Origin of the sequence: Pandoraea apista, assembly GCF_001465595.2 — a bacterium.
In the GTDB taxonomy this organism is placed as follows: Bacteria; Pseudomonadota; Gammaproteobacteria; order Burkholderiales; family Burkholderiaceae; genus Pandoraea; species Pandoraea apista.
The window spans coordinates 1,122,288-1,137,565 of record NZ_CP013481.2 but is presented as its reverse complement, the minus strand read 5'-3'; the positions used below and the strand labels follow the sequence as shown (position 1 = coordinate 1,137,565).

The window sequence follows — 15,278 nt, the reverse complement described above, 5'->3', positions numbered from 1 at the left end:
TGATTGCGTTGAATGACAGAAAAGATAAAAACCAACGGGAAGTTACGTTCTACTGTTCGATAAAATTCACTAAATCAAACGTTGCGGCTCAGGTATGCTTTCGTCTGTGTTTCCCGCCGCGTTGGAAGAAGTTTCGTCGGAATCGAGGCACGCGAGGTTGAAGGTTTTGGCGACTTATCATCGAAAATTTCGATGATCGACTTTTGGGGAGACTCACCCGTGCTCAAGCTGTCTCTGGAAGCCATCGAAATTGTCGATGCCATCGCGCGGTACGGCTCGTTCGCCGCCGCGGCCGAACGGCTGCACAAAGTGCCGTCGACCATCTCGTACGCCGTCTCCAAGCTGGAAGATCAGCTCGGCCTGGCTCTATTCGTTCGGAACGGGCCGAGGGTCTCGCTCACCGACGCGGGGCAAGAGATGCTCAAGGAGGGCCGGTGGCTGCTGGCGGCGGCGAACCAGCTCGAATCGCGCATGCGGCAAATCGCCACCGGTTTCGAGGCGGAAATCCGGCTGGTCCATGATTCGCTGATCCCAACGAGCGCCTTCAATCCCGATATCTGCGCCTTCGAAAGCCTGAACTGCGGCACGCGCCTGCGCATTGGCACGGAGACGCTCACGGGGACATGGGAGCTGTTGCGCGAAGGACGGGCCGATCTGATCGTGGCCGCCGGGGAAGGACCGGCCAGCGGTGGCTACAAGGCCGTGGCGATCGGCACGCTGGATTTCGCTTTCTGTGTGAGCGCCACCCACCCGTTCACCAAGCTGGGGCGCCCGCTCACGCGGGACGATCTGCTGGAGAACACCGCCATCGTCGTGGGTGACGGAGCGCGCTCGCTGGTCGATCGCTCGGTGGGACTCTTGCTGGGTCAGCGCCGGATCACGGTACCCGGCATGCAGGCGAAGATTGCGGCGCAGTTGGCAGGGCTGGGGCACGGATTTCTGCCGCGCGCCTGCGTGTGTGCGGAACTCAAGCGCGGTGCGCTGGTGGAATTGCAGGTCGAGGAGCCTCGCCCGCCGGAGACCTTCTGGCTGGCGTGGCGCACCGAGCGCATGGGCGAGGCGTTGAAGTGGTGGAGCCAGCGCCTTAGCCGGCCGTTGCTGCCCGATATTCTGGCGGGTTAAAGCTGCGCCAGCGAAGTCGCAACGGCCTTCAGATCGACCGAACCGGGCGCCCCGATCAGCGCATAACCCACTTGCCCTTTGCGCCATGTGAGCACGCCCATGCGGTCGATATGCTGCTCGGCCACGCCCTGATCGGGGCGCGGATCCTTCACGGCGCATAAGGCAATCGGGTCGCCCTTCTCCGGCAGATACACCATCTGCACCAATGCCCGATCCTGCCAGCGCAAGCGCTGCACGCGCTTGAACGTCAGTCCCTGCGCCTTCAGATCGGGCACGCGGATATCGAGTTGGTCGTCACGCTGAATATCGGCCACCGTGTGCGCGGTGTCGCTGTCATCCACTTTGATCGACGCCACCGTGTCGCGCGCATAAAGCTGCTGATATTCGGCTGCTGCGCGCACCCACGTCACGCCTTGCGGCGACTTTGGCGGGGATGTCGTGGCGCTGGTCAACACCGTGCCGCCCAGTCCGGCCTTTTGCAGCCCGCCCTGCAGCAACGGCATAGTAACGGCGGTCACCGCAACCCCTGCCGCAAACGCCGCTGCCAGCCACCACGAACGCACGCGGCGCCCCGGTGCCGGCTCATTCACCAACGTCGACGGTGCGACCGGCGCATCGTTTGCGGCTGGGGCCTTCGCTTGCGGAATCTCGCCCGCAGCTGTTATCCCCGTCTGCTGACGTTGCGCGTGCGTGCGCAGCAGCGCGTCGAGATGGGCGCTCAGGTTTTCGGGAACGGGGGGCAACACTTGCGCAACGAATGTTTCTCGATACGGCAGGCGCGACGCACGCAGTGAGGCCACGACGTCGGCCAGCACTGGCGAGGCGGCCACGGCCGCTTCCACCTCGGCGCGCTCGGCCGGGGCGAGTTCGTTGTCGACGTAAGCGAGCAGGCGGATATCGTCTTCGTTCATCACGCGTCCTCCTCACGTGCGCCGGATGCTGGGCCGATACTCTCGGCGGGACGCGGTTGCCCCTCGGCGTTGCGGAACTGGTCGCCGATGGTACGGCGTGCGCGTGACAGACGGCTCATGACGGTACCGATGGGCACACCGAGCACGAGCGCCGCCTCCTGATAGCTCAGGCCCTCCACGGCGACAAGCAGCACGACGAGCCGCTGCGCTTCGGGCAAACGGTCGACGGCGCCAAACACCTGGTGATAACTGGCAAGATCCTCCGGGGTCGACGCCTGAAGATCGGGAATCGCTTCGACGTCGGCGTCGTCCCACGCCAGACTGCCGCGCGAACGAACGCGACGCGCGCGGATCTCGTTGATCCACGTGGTATGCACGATGCTGTACATCCAGCTCAATGCCGAAGTGCCCGGCTGCCACTGATGCACGCGCTCGAGCGCATGCACGCAAGCGCGTTGCACAAGGTCCTCGGCATCGTGACGATCGCCTGCAATGCGCAGCGCGAACGCCCAGAGGCGTGGCAGCAAGCCCGGAAGCAAGCTGGGCAAATCCTGACCGGTCATCGGCGAATTTCCTGGCGGAGGGTGCGTGGCGGCAGGCCAATCCGAAGCATCGTCAGCGAGTCCCGCCGACGCCTGCCGCGAAATTATACTGAGCCGCCAGGACTTTGCCTCTTGCCGCGCGGCCGCCCGGAACGCCAACACCCTCTTGCTCCCCGTCAGTGCTGCCTATGCGTGCGCTCAGGGCTTGACAACGTGCCACACGTCCTTGAAGCCGTCGCCCTTCATCTCGCCCGGTGCGGTGTCTTTGGTGAACAGGTAGACCGGTTTGCCCTTGTAGGCCCATTGCATCTTGCCGTCGTCGCGCGTGATCACGGTGTAGTCGCCTTCGGCCTTCGCGCCGGGGGCGGCCATGACCGGCGGCCAGGCTTCGGCGCATGGGCCGTTACAGCTACTCTTGCCGCTGCCGGCCACATCCTTGTCGAACGTATAGACAGTGCGGTTCTGGCCATCGACCAGCATGCCGCCCATGGCCTTGAGCGGGACTTGGGCGTGCGCGGCGGCAGCGGCGAAGAGACCGGCGGCGGCCACGACTGCGGTAAGCACGGCAGACATCGATTGACGTTGGTTCATGACTTTGGCTCCTGAGTGAAATGTCGATGACGACACTCTCAGAACGCCTGGCCCCCGCGCCTTATTCCATTGAATTCCAGTGAATTCGAACGGTATTTTTCGTTGCAGCGCAACAATCCGGGCACTTCGTGTTCGCTATACAACGCTTGCTCGCGTACGTCGCCTCAATGATTCGTTGACGCCCGATGGCGATGACAATAACGCGAGCGCAATGACGGTACGGCGGGTGCCGCGCGAACCTTCCGAATGGCGAAGGCCCGAGGCACCCGCACAACTCACTCTCCCTTCGGCGCTTCCTTGACGCGACTCACCAATTGCGTCGGACTCACGAACTGAAGCGCAATCAGCACCCAGAGCAGCGTGATGGCCATGTAGATCATGGCCATGGCGTCGATGGACTGCGGCGCTCGCACGCCGGTCGAGAACACGGCGTAGTAGAGCGCAACCACCAACGTCTGCGTGTCGGGGCCGGCCGTGAAGAAGGTCAGCTCGAACATGCCGATGGTGCGCACCAGCGTCAGCAACCCGGCCGCGAGAATGCCCGGCACCAGCAACGGCAACAACACATGACGGAAGTACTTCGACGTGTTGGCACCGAAAATACGCGCAGCGGCTTCGAGATTCGGATCGATCTGCTCGATGAACGGCGTCATCACCAGAATCACGAACGGCAGCGACGGCACCAGGTTCGCAAGAATCACGCCGGTGAGCGTGCCGCCCAGTCCAACCTTGTAGAGCACCGTTGCCATCGGAATGCCGTACGTCACAGGTGGCACCATCATCGGCAGCAAGAACACCAGCATTGCAAGCCGCTTGCCGGGAAACTGCACACGCGCCAACGCATACGCGGCGGGTACGCCCAACGCAATCGACAGCAACACCACCGCGCCCACGACTTCGAGCGTGACCCACAGCACTTGCGCCAGTTGAAAGTCCTGCCATGCCTGTGCGTACCAGTGCAGCGTGAAACCTTCGGGCAACGGCGTGCCGAACCAACGCGTGGCAAACGAGTTCATCGTGACGGTGGCGATCATCAACCCCACATTCACGAGGAAGAAGATCATCGCCCCCCACACCATTGCGCGCCAGAGACGCGAGCCCGGTCCCGCACGACCCGGTTTGCGACGTGTCGCGGGCGCCGCCGGCGCCTGACTCACGGGCGAAGGCGTCGTCATGAAATCTCCCTCCTGCGCGGCCAGCGTTCCGGCCAGATGCTTGTCTGTACCGCTCATCCCTTGCCTCCCGTGGTGGGACCACTGTAAAACGCCCGGCGCGCGCCGAGCATGCCCGCCACAATCAGCAACTGAACGAAGCCCATCACAATCGCCACGCACGATGCCAGCGAGTAGTCATAGCTCTCGAACGCCGCCTCATACGCCGCAATCGACACCACTCGGGTCGCACCGGCCGGCACACCGAGCAGCACGGCCGACGGGAATACCGAGAAGGCCTGCACGAACGACAGGCATGCCGCCATGGTCAGCCCCGGCACCAGCAACGGCAGATAGATCAGACGGAACTGCTGCCACGGCCCCGCGCCCAGCGTGCCGGCCGCGCGTGCGAGCGTCGGGTCAATGCCCGTCACGTACGACAGGATCAACAAAAACGCGAACGGAAAGCCCGAGATCACCAGCGAGATCAGCACCCCCCAGTAGTTATGTGTCAGACGGACTTCGTCGCTATACAGATGAAGCGCATGCAATGCTTGCGGGAACCAGCCGTTCGGACCGTAGTACGTCAGCATGCCGTCGGCAATGAGCACCGTGCCGAGCGTGACCGGCACAACGAGCAGCATGGTCACGAATTTGGATGCCCGCGTGCTCCTGCGCAACGCGAAAGCGGCCGGCACCGACGCCCCCACGTTGATCAGCGTGGCGGGCACGGCGAGCTTGAGGGTGATGAGAACCGTGGGCCACAGTGTCGGCTCGGTGAAGAACTTCAGGTAGTTTGCAAAGACACCACCGCCCTCCATCGGCTGGAACGAAAGGAACAGACCGTAGGCGAACGGGTACACGAACATCGCGATCAAGCAAACAAGCGCGGGCGCGACCAGCCAGCCCCGGCCGTCGAAACGCGTGGCCGGGCTCAGCGACGCAGACGTTGCGGCGGCACTCATGCGCGCTCCCCTGCGTAGACGAGCGTACGGTCGGCAGGCACACGCAGCGGCACACGCTCGCCAACCGCGTAGTCGCCGGGCAGGCGCGCATACAGCGGCCCGAACGGCGACGCCACGCGCAGCAACGAATCGCGACCGCCATACTCGACGGTCTCCACCACCCCTTCGAAGGCATTGTCGTTCGCCGCCTGCGCACGCTCGAAATCGTCGGGACGAATCGCCACGCTGACCTTGCTCTCGCTGCCGGGCGACTCCATAAGCACGCCGTCGAACGAGGCGCTGCCGCACGACACGCGCGCGTGATCGCCCTGCGCCGAGGTAATCGACACGTCGAGCACGTTGCGGTACCCCATGAAGCGCGCCACATGCAGATTGCGCGGACGGCTGTACACGTCGCGCGGCGCGCCGATCTGCTGCACGACACCCTCCTTCATCACCACGATGCGATCGGCCATCGACAGCGCTTCGTCCTGATCGTGCGTGACGTAGATCGTTGCGCGATCGAGCTTGCCGTGAATGCGGCGGATCTCGGCGCGCATCTCGATTCGCAGTTTGGCGTCGAGGTTCGAGAGCGGTTCGTCCATCAGCACGACCGGCGGCTCGATCACAATGGCTCGGGCAATCGCTACGCGCTGCTGCTGCCCGCCGGAGAGCTGGCCGGGCAGCTTGCGCTCGTGCCCCACGAGTTGCACGAGTTGCAACGCCTCTCGGGCGCGCTTCTCGATCTCGGCGCGCGGCACGCCGCGCATGCGCAGGCCGAAGCCCACGTTATCGAGCACGCTCATGTGCGGGAACAGCGCGTAATTCTGAAAGACCATGCCGAAGCCGCGCTTCTCGCTCGGCAGCACGTCGATGCGTTCGTCGTCGAGCCAGATCGCGCCGCCGGTGAGCGGCGTGAGTCCGGCAATACAGTTGAGCGCCGTCGACTTGCCGCAGCCGGAGGGCCCGAGCAGCGCGATGAATTCGCCTCGCTCGATGCTCAGGTCCAGGCCGTTCAAGGCGGCCACGGACTGCCCTTCCGCATTGGTGAAACTACGCGCGACGTTGTCGAGGCGCAGGTGTTGAAAATTGTGCTTCATACGCGGCTCCGATCACTCCGGTCACTTCGATTTCAGCGAGCCGATCTCGGCATCCCATTTCTGGAACGCCGCAACCATCGCCGTGGCGTCGAGCGGCACGGCATGCGGGAAGTCGGCGATGAGTTTCGCGTATTCCGGACGGCCGTACTTCGCGATCACTTCCTGACTCTTCGCGGGGGCTGCGCTCAGCGGCACGTCCTTCACCGCAGGGCCGGGATAGAAGTAGCCGTCGTCATACGTGAGCGCTTGCTGTGCCGGCTCGAGCATGAAGTTGATCAGCTTGACGATGACGTCCATTTTCTCTTTCGGCACGCCCTTGGGCACGACTATGTAATGCGCGTCGTTGACCCATGTGAACTTGTCGAACGACTGCACTTTGAAGGTCGCCGGCACGATACCCAACGCGCGCGGATTGATGTCCCACCCCGTGACGGTGAGCGTCATGTCGCGACTGCCTTCGCCAAGCTCCTTCATCACTGCCGACGTGCCGCCCGGGTAGTACGGAATGCACGAATCGAGTTCTTTCAGGAATGCCCACGTCTTGTCCCATCCCTTGATCGGGTCGTGCGGGTCTTTGTCGCCCAGCAGATACGGCAGCCCCATCAGGAAGGTGCGGCCCGGGCCCGAGTTGGCCGGACGCGCGTAAATCAGCTTGCCCGGATTCGCCTTGCACCAGGCCAGCAATTCGGCAGGCGACTTCGGCGGGTTGGCCACCTTCGCCGGGTTGTATTCGACGAGCGGACCTGCCGGCATGAACGTTACGGCAAGACCGTAGCCCTTCGAGAGTTCCTGCATGGCGCGCACGTTCGGCGCGTATTTGTCGAGCACGCCCGGAAACTTCGCGCTGTACTCGGGCAGCAGGCGTTGCCAGAGGTTTTGCTGGATACCGGCGGCAAGGGCGTCGGTCCCGGTCAACACGATATCGATGTCGGAACGTCCGGCGGCCTGCATGGCCTTGATCTTGCCCGGCAACTGCGGGGCCGGTGCGTTGGTAAAGGTGATCTTGGAAACGAGATCCGGGTACTTGTCGCGGAATGCCTCGAAGCCCTTCTGCGTGAGCGCCAGGTTACCTGCGACGTCGACGACGTTCAGCGCCACCGGCGCAGCGGTTGCGGTACTCGCCATGCTTCCCAGTGCGGCGGCACATGCTAGTGCGCCAAGCGTGCGTTGCCAGAATCCCCTGCGGCTGAAGGCCATGCTGTCTCCTCTTTTGAGTGGAATTTCTCGTAAGTCATCATATGACTTGAGTGGCGAATTTGCAATCAGGAGACATGCCGACGCGCCTCAGAGATTTCCCTAGGAAATCGAAATAATTGGGCATTTATGCATATTTTCAGGCGATTTCCTTAGAACAGCAGACCTCTGATCAGGGATTACACCGATAGAGAGACGCCCTAAGCGTCACCTAAATTACGGCCAGTCATACGATGACGTAAAAGTGAAATTAATCGACATCCATTGCGTATTCGCAGGTGGTTTGCGCCTACCGAGAAAGGGATTCCCCCGCCGTGAAAATCCAACGCATCACGATCACTCCGATTGCTTTTCGCGACCCGCCGCTGCTCAACGCCGCCGGCATCCATGAGCCGTATGCGCTGCGCTCGATCATCGAGATTGAGACCGATAACGGACACATCGGACTAGGCGAGACGTATGGCGACGCGCCGGTGCTCGCCTTGCTCGAGAACACCCGCCCCCACTTGATCGGGATGGACCCGTTCGACACCAACGGCCTGCGTGAGCGCGTGGCGGCAGTGGTGCGTCAGGGGGTACGCGGCGAGCGCGTGGAATACGAACTCGCACCGGGCACCGACCCGCGCAAGGACGTGGAGAAAATCTACTCCGCGTTCGAGGTGCCGTTTCTCGATTTGCAGGCCCGTCACCTGGGTATTCCACTCGTTGAATTGCTCGGCGGCGCAGTGCGTCGGGAGGTGCAGTACAGCGCGTATCTGTTCTTCAAATATGCGCAGCACATCGATGCACCGGCGACCGGCTACGCGCCCGATGGCTGGGGAGAAACGCTAAACGCCGAGCAGCTTGTTGCACAAGCGCGCACGATGATCGACACCTACGGCTTCGGCAGCATCAAGCTCAAGGCCGGCGTGCTCGCCCCCGCAGAGGAGGTGAAGTGCCTGAAGGCACTCAAGCGCGCGTTCCCGGACAAGCCGCTGCGCATCGATCCGAACGGCAACTGGTCGTTGCCGACAGCCATTGCGATGGGACGCGAACTCGCGGGCGATCTCGAGTACTACGAAGACCCCACGCCCACGCTCGAAGGCATGGCCGAACTGCATCGCGCCACGGGCATGCCGCTCGCCACCAACATGGTGGTTACCGACCTGCGGCAATTCCGCGAGAACGTGCGACTGAACGGCGCGCAGATCATTCTTTCCGATCACCACTACTGGGGCGGATTGCGCGACACGCAACTGCTCGCGCGTATGTGCGAGACGTTCGATCTCGGCTTGTCGATGCACTCGAACTCGCACCTCGGTATCAGCCTGATGGCGATGACACATCTGGCGGCCAGCGTGCCGCGTCTGTCCTATGCCTGCGACACGCACTACCCGTGGCAAGCCGCCGACGAGGAAGTCGTGCGCGGCGGCAAGATCGCGATCCGCAATGGCGCGGTCGCCGTGACAAAAGCGCCGGGGCTCGGCCTCGAAATCGATCGGGACCAGTTAGCCAAACTGCATGAGCAATACCTGCGTTGCGGGCTGCGCACCCGTAACGATGCAGTTCAGATGCGCAAATACCAACCCGACTGGCGCGGCAAGGCGCCCCGTTTTTAACCCCAGTGAGCACGCAGCAACGTTTCAAACGAAGTCCAACAAAACACATCACAAGAGGAGAAGTCGTGAGACATTCGAAACTGTTTGCCGGGCTAGTATTGGCCGGTCTCGCCGCCGGCGCCATGCCGGCGTTCGCGCAGTCGAACGTGACGCTGTACGGGATCGTCGACGATGCACTGACCTACAGCAGCAACCAGAACGGCAAGTCAAACACCTACCTGCGCAACGGCAACCTGGCGGGCAGCCGATGGGGCCTGCGCGGCACCGAAGATCTCGGCGGCGGCACCAAGGCGCTGTTCCAGTTGGAGAACGGTTTCGACGTCAACAGCGGCGCTTTCAGCTCGTCGGGTGTGATGTTCAATCGTCAGGCGTTCGTCGGCCTGAAGAACGATCAGGTCGGCACGGTCACCATCGGCCGCCAGTACTCGCCTTACTACCTGATGGTCGGCACTATCGGCCCCGTGGCCTACGTAACGGGGGCGACCGGCGCACACCCGGGCGATATCGACGGTCTCGACACGACCATCCGCATCAACAACTCGGTGACCTACACCTCGCCGGTCCTGTGGGGCGTGACCGCCAGCCTGCAATACGGCTTCGGCGGTCAGGCCGGGGCGTTCAGCAAGGGCAATACCTACTCCGGCGCGCTGCGTTACGACGGCGGGCCGCTCTCGCTGGCAGCCGGCTATCTGCGTATGAACAACATCGGCGGCACCGGCACGAGCTGGAATGGGGCGTCGACGGGCACGCCGGGCGCATCCGCCGTCAATCAGGGCTATCTGTCCGCAGATGCGCTGCAACACATCGCCTTCGCCGGCATCTACACGATCGGTAGCGTGACGCTGGGCGCAAGCTACAGCAACGTGCAGTACAAACCGGGCGCCGCGTCGCTGTTCCACGACACGGCGATCTTCAACACGGCGGGCGTGCATGCGTCGTGGATCGTGGCGCCGCAATGGCGTCTGGCCGCAGCGTACAGCTACACCGCCGCATCGAAGGCCAACGGCATCAACGATTCCGCCACTTATCATCAGGTCTCGCTCGCGCAGGTGTATTCGCTCTCGAAGCGCACCTCGCTGTACGCGCTCGAAGCGTGGCAGCACGCCAACGGCAAGTCGCTCGCGGCGAACGCCACAAGCATCATCAACGCCGGGCCGGTCGTCGGCGACTCGCAGAACAGCACGCCCTCGGCGACGAGTTCGCAGTTCGTCGGCATGCTGGGGATTCGCGTCGATTTCTGACGTCTGACGCCTGACGGCGTGTAGCAAAGCTGTCCGGACCGGTATCCGTGGGTGCCCGCCCGGACAGTCATGAGTGGTCGCGAGAAGTCGCACGAGATTGTGCGTTGGGCCGCCGATGCCCGGCAGTCATTGGGGCATGGCATTGGCGGTCGATTCTTATCGGTTGTCGTATGTATGCGACGGTCGATAAGGTAAACTGAGGGCGTTATTGTTTCCCCACCCTTTTCACGACGCCATGTCCATGACCAGCCCGTTGCCCGCACGTCCTCGCCGCAAGTCTCGCAGCCTCACGGAAGAGGTCGTGAGTGCCTTGTCCGAGCAGATTCGCAGCGGCACGTTCCGCCCGGGCGACAAGCTGCCGACCGAGTCGGCCATTATGGAAAGCCTTGGGGTGAGCCGTACCGTGGTGCGCGAAGCGATTTCGCGGCTTCAGGCGGGGCAACTGGTGGAAACGCGGCACGGTATCGGCACGTTCGTGCTGGAAGCGCCGCGCGAGAACTCCCTTCAGGTCGACACCAACAGCATTCTGACAATGCTCGACGTGATGGCGATTCTGGAACTGCGGATTTCGCTGGAAACGGAAGCGGCGGGCCTTGCCGCGAATCGCCGCACCGATACGCAACTCAAACTGATGCGTCAGGCGCTGGACGACTTCGAAATGCACGTTCGTCAGCGCACCGGCAATGCCGTGACAGCCGACGTCGCCTTCCACCTGCAAGTGGCGAGCGCGACCGGCAACCGCTATTTCCACGACATTCTCGAGCAACTCGGCAATACGATCATTCCGCGCACGCGTGTGAATTCCGCCGCGTTGGCCGACGACGATCAGGTGTCGTACCTCAATCGGGTGAATCGGGAACACGAGGACATCTACAACGCCATTGCGCGACGCGATCCGGAGGCGGCCCGCGCAGCGATGCGCACTCACCTCACGAACAGCCGCGAGCGCCTGCGCCGCGCGCAGGAGTCGGCCAACCCGCAGGGATAAGCCGCCCAACGTTGCCGATGGCGGCCGCGTCGGTCGCGTCTGCCCTCTCGGCGATCTCAGAAGCTCAGCGTCTCAGTAAAGATCGCCGCGCACCGCGCGGTAATATCCTTCATCCATCGCGCTGGCGTGGGCTTTGTCCATGCCGGTCAGCGCCGCCTTCATATCGCCCATCGACGGCACCGACGTGCGGTCGAGTTGCGACTCGGTTCGCCATAGTTTCGCCCGGTTGATCGCCTTGCCGCAGTGGAACAGCACTTCGTCGATGGTCACGACGATGGCAGTCTTCGGCGTACGCTCCCCTTCCTTCAGTCGCTCCAGCAGCGCGGGCTCGACACGAATCTGCGCATGACCGTTGATGCGCATGAAGACTTCCAGCCCAGGGAACAGAAACAGCATGCCGACGCGGTTGTCCTCGGTCAGGTTGCGCAGCGACGCGATGCGGTTATTGCCCGGCCAGTCGGCAAACGCCACGCTCTTCTCATCGAGCACCTTCACGAAGCCCGGCTCGCCACCGCGCGGCGACGCGTCGAGACCCTGCGCGCTGCCGGTCGCCAGACAGAAGAAGGTGGCCACCTCGAGATAAGCAATGTGAAACGGCAACAGTCTCGACATGACGCCTTTCACGATCATCTCCGACTGCGGATCGTAGAGTTGATCGAGATCGACGGCAGACGCCGTAGACGCAGAGGGCAGGTTGGTATGCGGCATAAGAGCACTCCTTCAGAAACGTATGCCGAGCATATCCCGCCCTCGCATGGCGCTGATAGACTATTAATGCCATTTAATAGCGCAATTACGCCATGATTTTGCCTGAACACCTGAAACCGAAGATGGCGCGCGTGCACTGCATGACGCCGGACGATCCGCCGTTGATCGCACTGGTCGGGCGCGAGAGCGAGCCGCGTGTCTCGCAGACGCACCAACACACGTCGGGTCAGTTGCTCGGCTCGTTCAACGGCTTGCTGACGGTTCGCACCGCCCTCGGCGCCTGGGTGATTCCGACCACGCGAGCCGTATGGGTGCCGCCTGACTGCCCGCATGCCGCGTTTTCTCACGGACCGTTTTACGGCTGGGCGGTGTACGTACGGCCGGATCGATGCGCGGGTCTGCCGGCGCAACCGCGTGCCATTGAGGTGTCGGGGTTGTTGCGGGAAGGTGTCGTGCGCGCGGCACAGTGGGATCTGGGTGCGGCCGATCGGGTGCAGACCAACGTCATGAACGTGATACTCGATGAAATCGCCGTCAGTCCTGCCGATGTATTTCGTCTGCCGATGCCGAGCGATCCGCGTTTGCGGCGCATTGCCGCCGCGCTGGTCGACAATCCCGCCGACGCCCGCACCCTCGACGCGTGGGCAGCCTGGGCAAACGCCGCGCCTCGTACCGTGAGCCGGCGCTTCGTCGAGGAAACGGGGCTGACGTTCACGGCGTGGCGGCAACGCGCAAGGCTGCTGCGTGCGCTGGAATTGCTGGCCTCGGGGCAACCCGTCGGAACCGTGGCGCTCGATCTTGGCTACGACAACGTCAGCGCCTTCATCGCGCTTTTTCGCCGCACGTTTCACACAACACCGGGGCGGTACTTCGCCGCCGACTCGACCGATCTTATCGATGCCGCCGACTGAAGTGTCGAGCCAGCCACATCAGACAATCCTTCGCTGCCCATCGGTCATTCGCATGAGTGTCGCGGTCGTATGCCGCGAAGTAGTATGAGCGCCAGTCCGCGCGCTGAAACCAGATCGCCGTTCTGCGCATGGACTCCACGCACGCGCCACGATACGGGGACATCCTCATCACCATGACACGCTTCACCGCACATTCACGATTCTGCGCAGGCGCGCTTTGCGCCTTGCTTTTGATGACGCCCTTCATCGGCACGTCAACGGCGGTTGCCGCCAGCGACGCAGACGCCACCGGCACGGCAACGCCTGCGTCTGCCGGAGATCCCGCGCCGGAAATCGTGTCGATCGTGGTGCCGGGTGCGGGCACTTTCGGTGGCGATATCGCTATGCACACAGAGGTCTACAAACCGTCGGGCAGCGGGCCGTTCCCAGTGCTCATCTTCGAACACGGACGCTCCTCCGACGCTCTCGTGCGGGCCAAACTCAATCAGCCGATTCTCAAGGGACATGTGCGTTACTGGCTCGCCAAGGGCTTCGCCATCGTCGCGCCGGTTCGCGTGGGCTATGGCGCGACGGGCGGCCCGGATCGCGAAAACTCGGGCGCGTCGTTCGACATGCAGGGCAGATGCACACGCCGCCCCGATTTCGAGAAACTCGGCAGGGTCACGGCGGAAGCAAGCCTTGCGGCCGTCCATTGGGTTCGCGAGCAGCCGTGGGCCGACAAGGAACGTATCGTGCTGGAAGGCCGCTCGGTCGGCGGCTTCACCACCGTGGCCACGGCGGCGACCAACCCGCCCGGCGTGATCGGCTACATCAACTTCTCGGGCGGTGCGGGAGGCATGCCCGAGCGCGCGCCGGGGCACAGTTGCGATCCCGAGCAGATGAAGACTGTCTACGGCGAGTTCGGCAAGTCGACGAAGATTCCCGGCCTCTGGCTCTATGCGCATAACGACCAGTACTGGGGGCCGGATGCGCCCCGGCAATGGTTCGACGCGTTCACTGCGGCGGGCAGTCCTGCGCAATTCGTCCACACGGAAGACCTGCCCGGCCACGACGGTCATCAGTTGCTCACTTACGGTGGAAAGATGTGGTCAAGGCCCGTCGACGCCTTCGTCAAGCAGCTTGGCTTCTGAGCCGCTGACGTGCGGTTACGGGTGACGGCTTCGCCGACGTCGATACGATTGCCGTCGGGATCGGCGAAGACGAAGCATCGCAATCCGAAGTCTGTGTCGCAAATGCCTTTGACGATCCTCACGTCGTGCACCTCGAGATGGGCATACAGCGCGGCCGCGTCGGCCACCCTCACGCGGGTTAGTTAGGATAAGGACCGCACGAAATCCGCATTGTCGAGTTATTGATGTTGACGTCCTGCAACCCGTTTGGTCCCTTGCACGCACCAAACTTGACCTCAACAACGTCTTTTCCAGCCAAGGCGTCCACTGGCCACGACTTTCCCGGGCCAATAGCCTCCATCGAATCAAAACCGTGCGCGCAACTTTGGGCATTTCCTTTGACGATGGCACACCAGGCCACCTCGACGACGTAACCGCAGTCGTTGACCATCTCCATGCCGTATCCGAAATTCCCTTGGTTGCCGCGGCGCGTCCTGATGCAACTGGACGCTACGTTTTCAGGATGATTCCGAACGGGCGGCGGCGTAGCCACGGTTGCGGCAGCAGGAATAGCCGTTGACGTTGAGCGATTGACAGACGCCATAGAAACGCCGTTTGCCGCCGGAAACACCGGAGAAACAACACGCGCTTGCGTCGCGCTTCGGGTGGCTGAACTTTGCGCAACGCCCGTTGCAGCCCCACCCGCAATCGCCGACACCGCGTCGGCCCAGACGTTCGTCGAAGCCTTTCTCGCGTTGTACGCGGATTCAGTAAATGGATACAGATCCTCAACCACCTGATCATTGACCCGGACAATACGACAATCTTCACGAACCGCGGAGCCAGTTCGCTTGATTACTGAGCGGCACAAATCGAGCGCGTCTGCCTTTGCTTGTTCCGGGCTGCTTCGCCCGCCGACGGGGTCCAAGAGCGCCTGCTTGCTTCCGTTCGCTGCCGTGGTCTTCGCAAATGCAAGCGCCTTGTTATAAGGCAACGACATGTATTGACCCATTTGCTTGTTGTAGTAGCTATCGTACAAATATTCGCTGGCACAGCCAGCCAAACAGCCCACCGCCACACATAGGGCACCGACGCCCCGAATCGCCGATTTCATTATTCTCTCCCCTTTGCTGCTCGGTATTCACCCGGCAAACCTGACTTGTTCTTC

General features: G+C 62.7%; 16 protein-coding genes. 6 read left to right on the top strand and 10 right to left on the bottom strand.

The features are described 5' to 3' along the window. Window positions 1-219: 219 nt before the first annotated feature. Complete coding sequence (locus AT395_RS05300) at window positions 220-1,122, top strand: LysR family transcriptional regulator (protein WP_042117336.1); 903 nt, start codon at window positions 220-222, stop codon at window positions 1,120-1,122. Here AT395_RS05300 and AT395_RS05295 read toward each other — a convergent pair. The 7 genes from AT395_RS05295 to AT395_RS05265 form a co-directional block, all read right to left on the bottom strand. Continuing rightward, on the bottom strand, window positions 1,119-2,033 hold the full coding sequence (locus AT395_RS05295; RefSeq protein ID WP_048627897.1) for a hypothetical protein: 915 nt from the start codon (window positions 2,031-2,033) through the stop codon (window positions 1,119-1,121). The genes AT395_RS05300 and AT395_RS05295 overlap by 4 nt on opposite strands. Next, window positions 2,033-2,596, bottom strand: a complete 564-nt coding sequence (locus AT395_RS05290; RefSeq protein WP_042112790.1) for an RNA polymerase sigma factor — start codon at window positions 2,594-2,596, stop codon at window positions 2,033-2,035. Before AT395_RS05290 ends, AT395_RS05295 begins: the two co-directional genes overlap by 1 nt. A gap of 177 nt (window positions 2,597-2,773) precedes the next feature. Beyond that, the gene (locus AT395_RS05285) at window positions 2,774-3,166 is read right to left on the bottom strand and encodes a COG4315 family predicted lipoprotein (protein ID WP_048627898.1); all 393 of its coding nucleotides are present in this window, start codon (window positions 3,164-3,166) and stop codon (window positions 2,774-2,776) included. Between the two features lie 275 nt (window positions 3,167-3,441). Next, window positions 3,442-4,341 (bottom strand): ABC transporter permease, encoded by a 900-nt coding sequence (locus tag AT395_RS05280; RefSeq protein ID WP_042117338.1) that lies wholly within the window; start codon window positions 4,339-4,341, stop codon window positions 3,442-3,444. A gap of 53 nt (window positions 4,342-4,394) precedes the next feature. Further along, window positions 4,395-5,282, bottom strand: coding sequence for an ABC transporter permease (locus AT395_RS05275; RefSeq protein ID WP_042112792.1), 888 nt, complete (start codon window positions 5,280-5,282; stop codon window positions 4,395-4,397). Beyond that, on the bottom strand, window positions 5,279-6,361 hold the full coding sequence (locus AT395_RS05270; RefSeq protein ID WP_048627899.1) for an ABC transporter ATP-binding protein: 1,083 nt from the start codon (window positions 6,359-6,361) through the stop codon (window positions 5,279-5,281). Before AT395_RS05270 ends, AT395_RS05275 begins: the two co-directional genes overlap by 4 nt. Before the next feature lie 21 nt (window positions 6,362-6,382). Beyond that, a complete protein-coding gene (locus AT395_RS05265; protein WP_231606055.1) occupies window positions 6,383-7,486 on the bottom strand; it encodes an extracellular solute-binding protein in 1,104 nt (367 codons plus the stop codon). Between the two features lie 383 nt (window positions 7,487-7,869). On the opposite strand from AT395_RS05265, the gene AT395_RS05260 reads away from it, so the two are divergent. The 3 genes from AT395_RS05260 to AT395_RS05250 all read left to right on the top strand — a co-directional run bounded on the left by AT395_RS05260 (window position 7,870) and on the right by AT395_RS05250 (window position 11,382). Then, complete coding sequence (locus AT395_RS05260) at window positions 7,870-9,153, top strand: glucarate dehydratase family protein (RefSeq protein ID WP_048627901.1); 1,284 nt, start codon at window positions 7,870-7,872, stop codon at window positions 9,151-9,153. 122 nt (window positions 9,154-9,275) lie between these two features. Further along, window positions 9,276-10,394, top strand: a complete 1,119-nt coding sequence (locus AT395_RS05255) for a porin (RefSeq protein WP_042117339.1) — start codon at window positions 9,276-9,278, stop codon at window positions 10,392-10,394. Between the two features lie 241 nt (window positions 10,395-10,635). Beyond that, complete coding sequence (locus AT395_RS05250) at window positions 10,636-11,382, top strand: FadR/GntR family transcriptional regulator (protein WP_042112798.1); 747 nt, start codon at window positions 10,636-10,638, stop codon at window positions 11,380-11,382. A 72-nt stretch (window positions 11,383-11,454) separates the two neighbouring features. Here AT395_RS05250 and AT395_RS05245 read toward each other — a convergent pair whose 3' ends face one another. Then, window positions 11,455-12,090 carry a pyridoxamine 5'-phosphate oxidase family protein gene (locus AT395_RS05245; protein WP_048627902.1) on the bottom strand — a complete coding sequence of 212 codons (636 nt, stop codon included), beginning with the start codon at window positions 12,088-12,090 and terminating at the stop codon, window positions 11,455-11,457. Window positions 12,091-12,182: 92 nt separating this feature from the next. On the opposite strand from AT395_RS05245, the gene AT395_RS05240 reads away from it, so the two are divergent. Together AT395_RS05240 and AT395_RS05230 are read left to right on the top strand one after the other, a co-directional pair. Continuing rightward, window positions 12,183-13,001: an AraC family transcriptional regulator gene (locus AT395_RS05240; RefSeq protein WP_224787407.1), complete on the top strand. Its 819-nt coding sequence runs from the start codon at window positions 12,183-12,185 to the stop codon at window positions 12,999-13,001. Window positions 13,002-13,234: 233 nt separating this feature from the next. Beyond that, window positions 13,235-14,131, top strand: a complete 897-nt coding sequence (locus tag AT395_RS05230; protein WP_048627903.1) for an alpha/beta hydrolase family protein — start codon at window positions 13,235-13,237, stop codon at window positions 14,129-14,131. On the opposite strand, the gene AT395_RS25485 is transcribed toward AT395_RS05230, so the two are convergent. Both AT395_RS25485 and AT395_RS25480 read right to left on the bottom strand, forming a co-directional pair. Further along, window positions 14,071-14,253, bottom strand: coding sequence for a hypothetical protein (locus tag AT395_RS25485; RefSeq protein WP_231606056.1), 183 nt, complete (start codon window positions 14,251-14,253; stop codon window positions 14,071-14,073). The genes AT395_RS05230 and AT395_RS25485 overlap by 61 nt on opposite strands. 56 nt (window positions 14,254-14,309) lie before the next feature. After that, the gene (locus tag AT395_RS25480; protein ID WP_125347477.1) at window positions 14,310-15,224 is read right to left on the bottom strand and encodes a hypothetical protein; all 915 of its coding nucleotides are present in this window, start codon (window positions 15,222-15,224) and stop codon (window positions 14,310-14,312) included. Window positions 15,225-15,278: the final 54 nt, after the last annotated feature.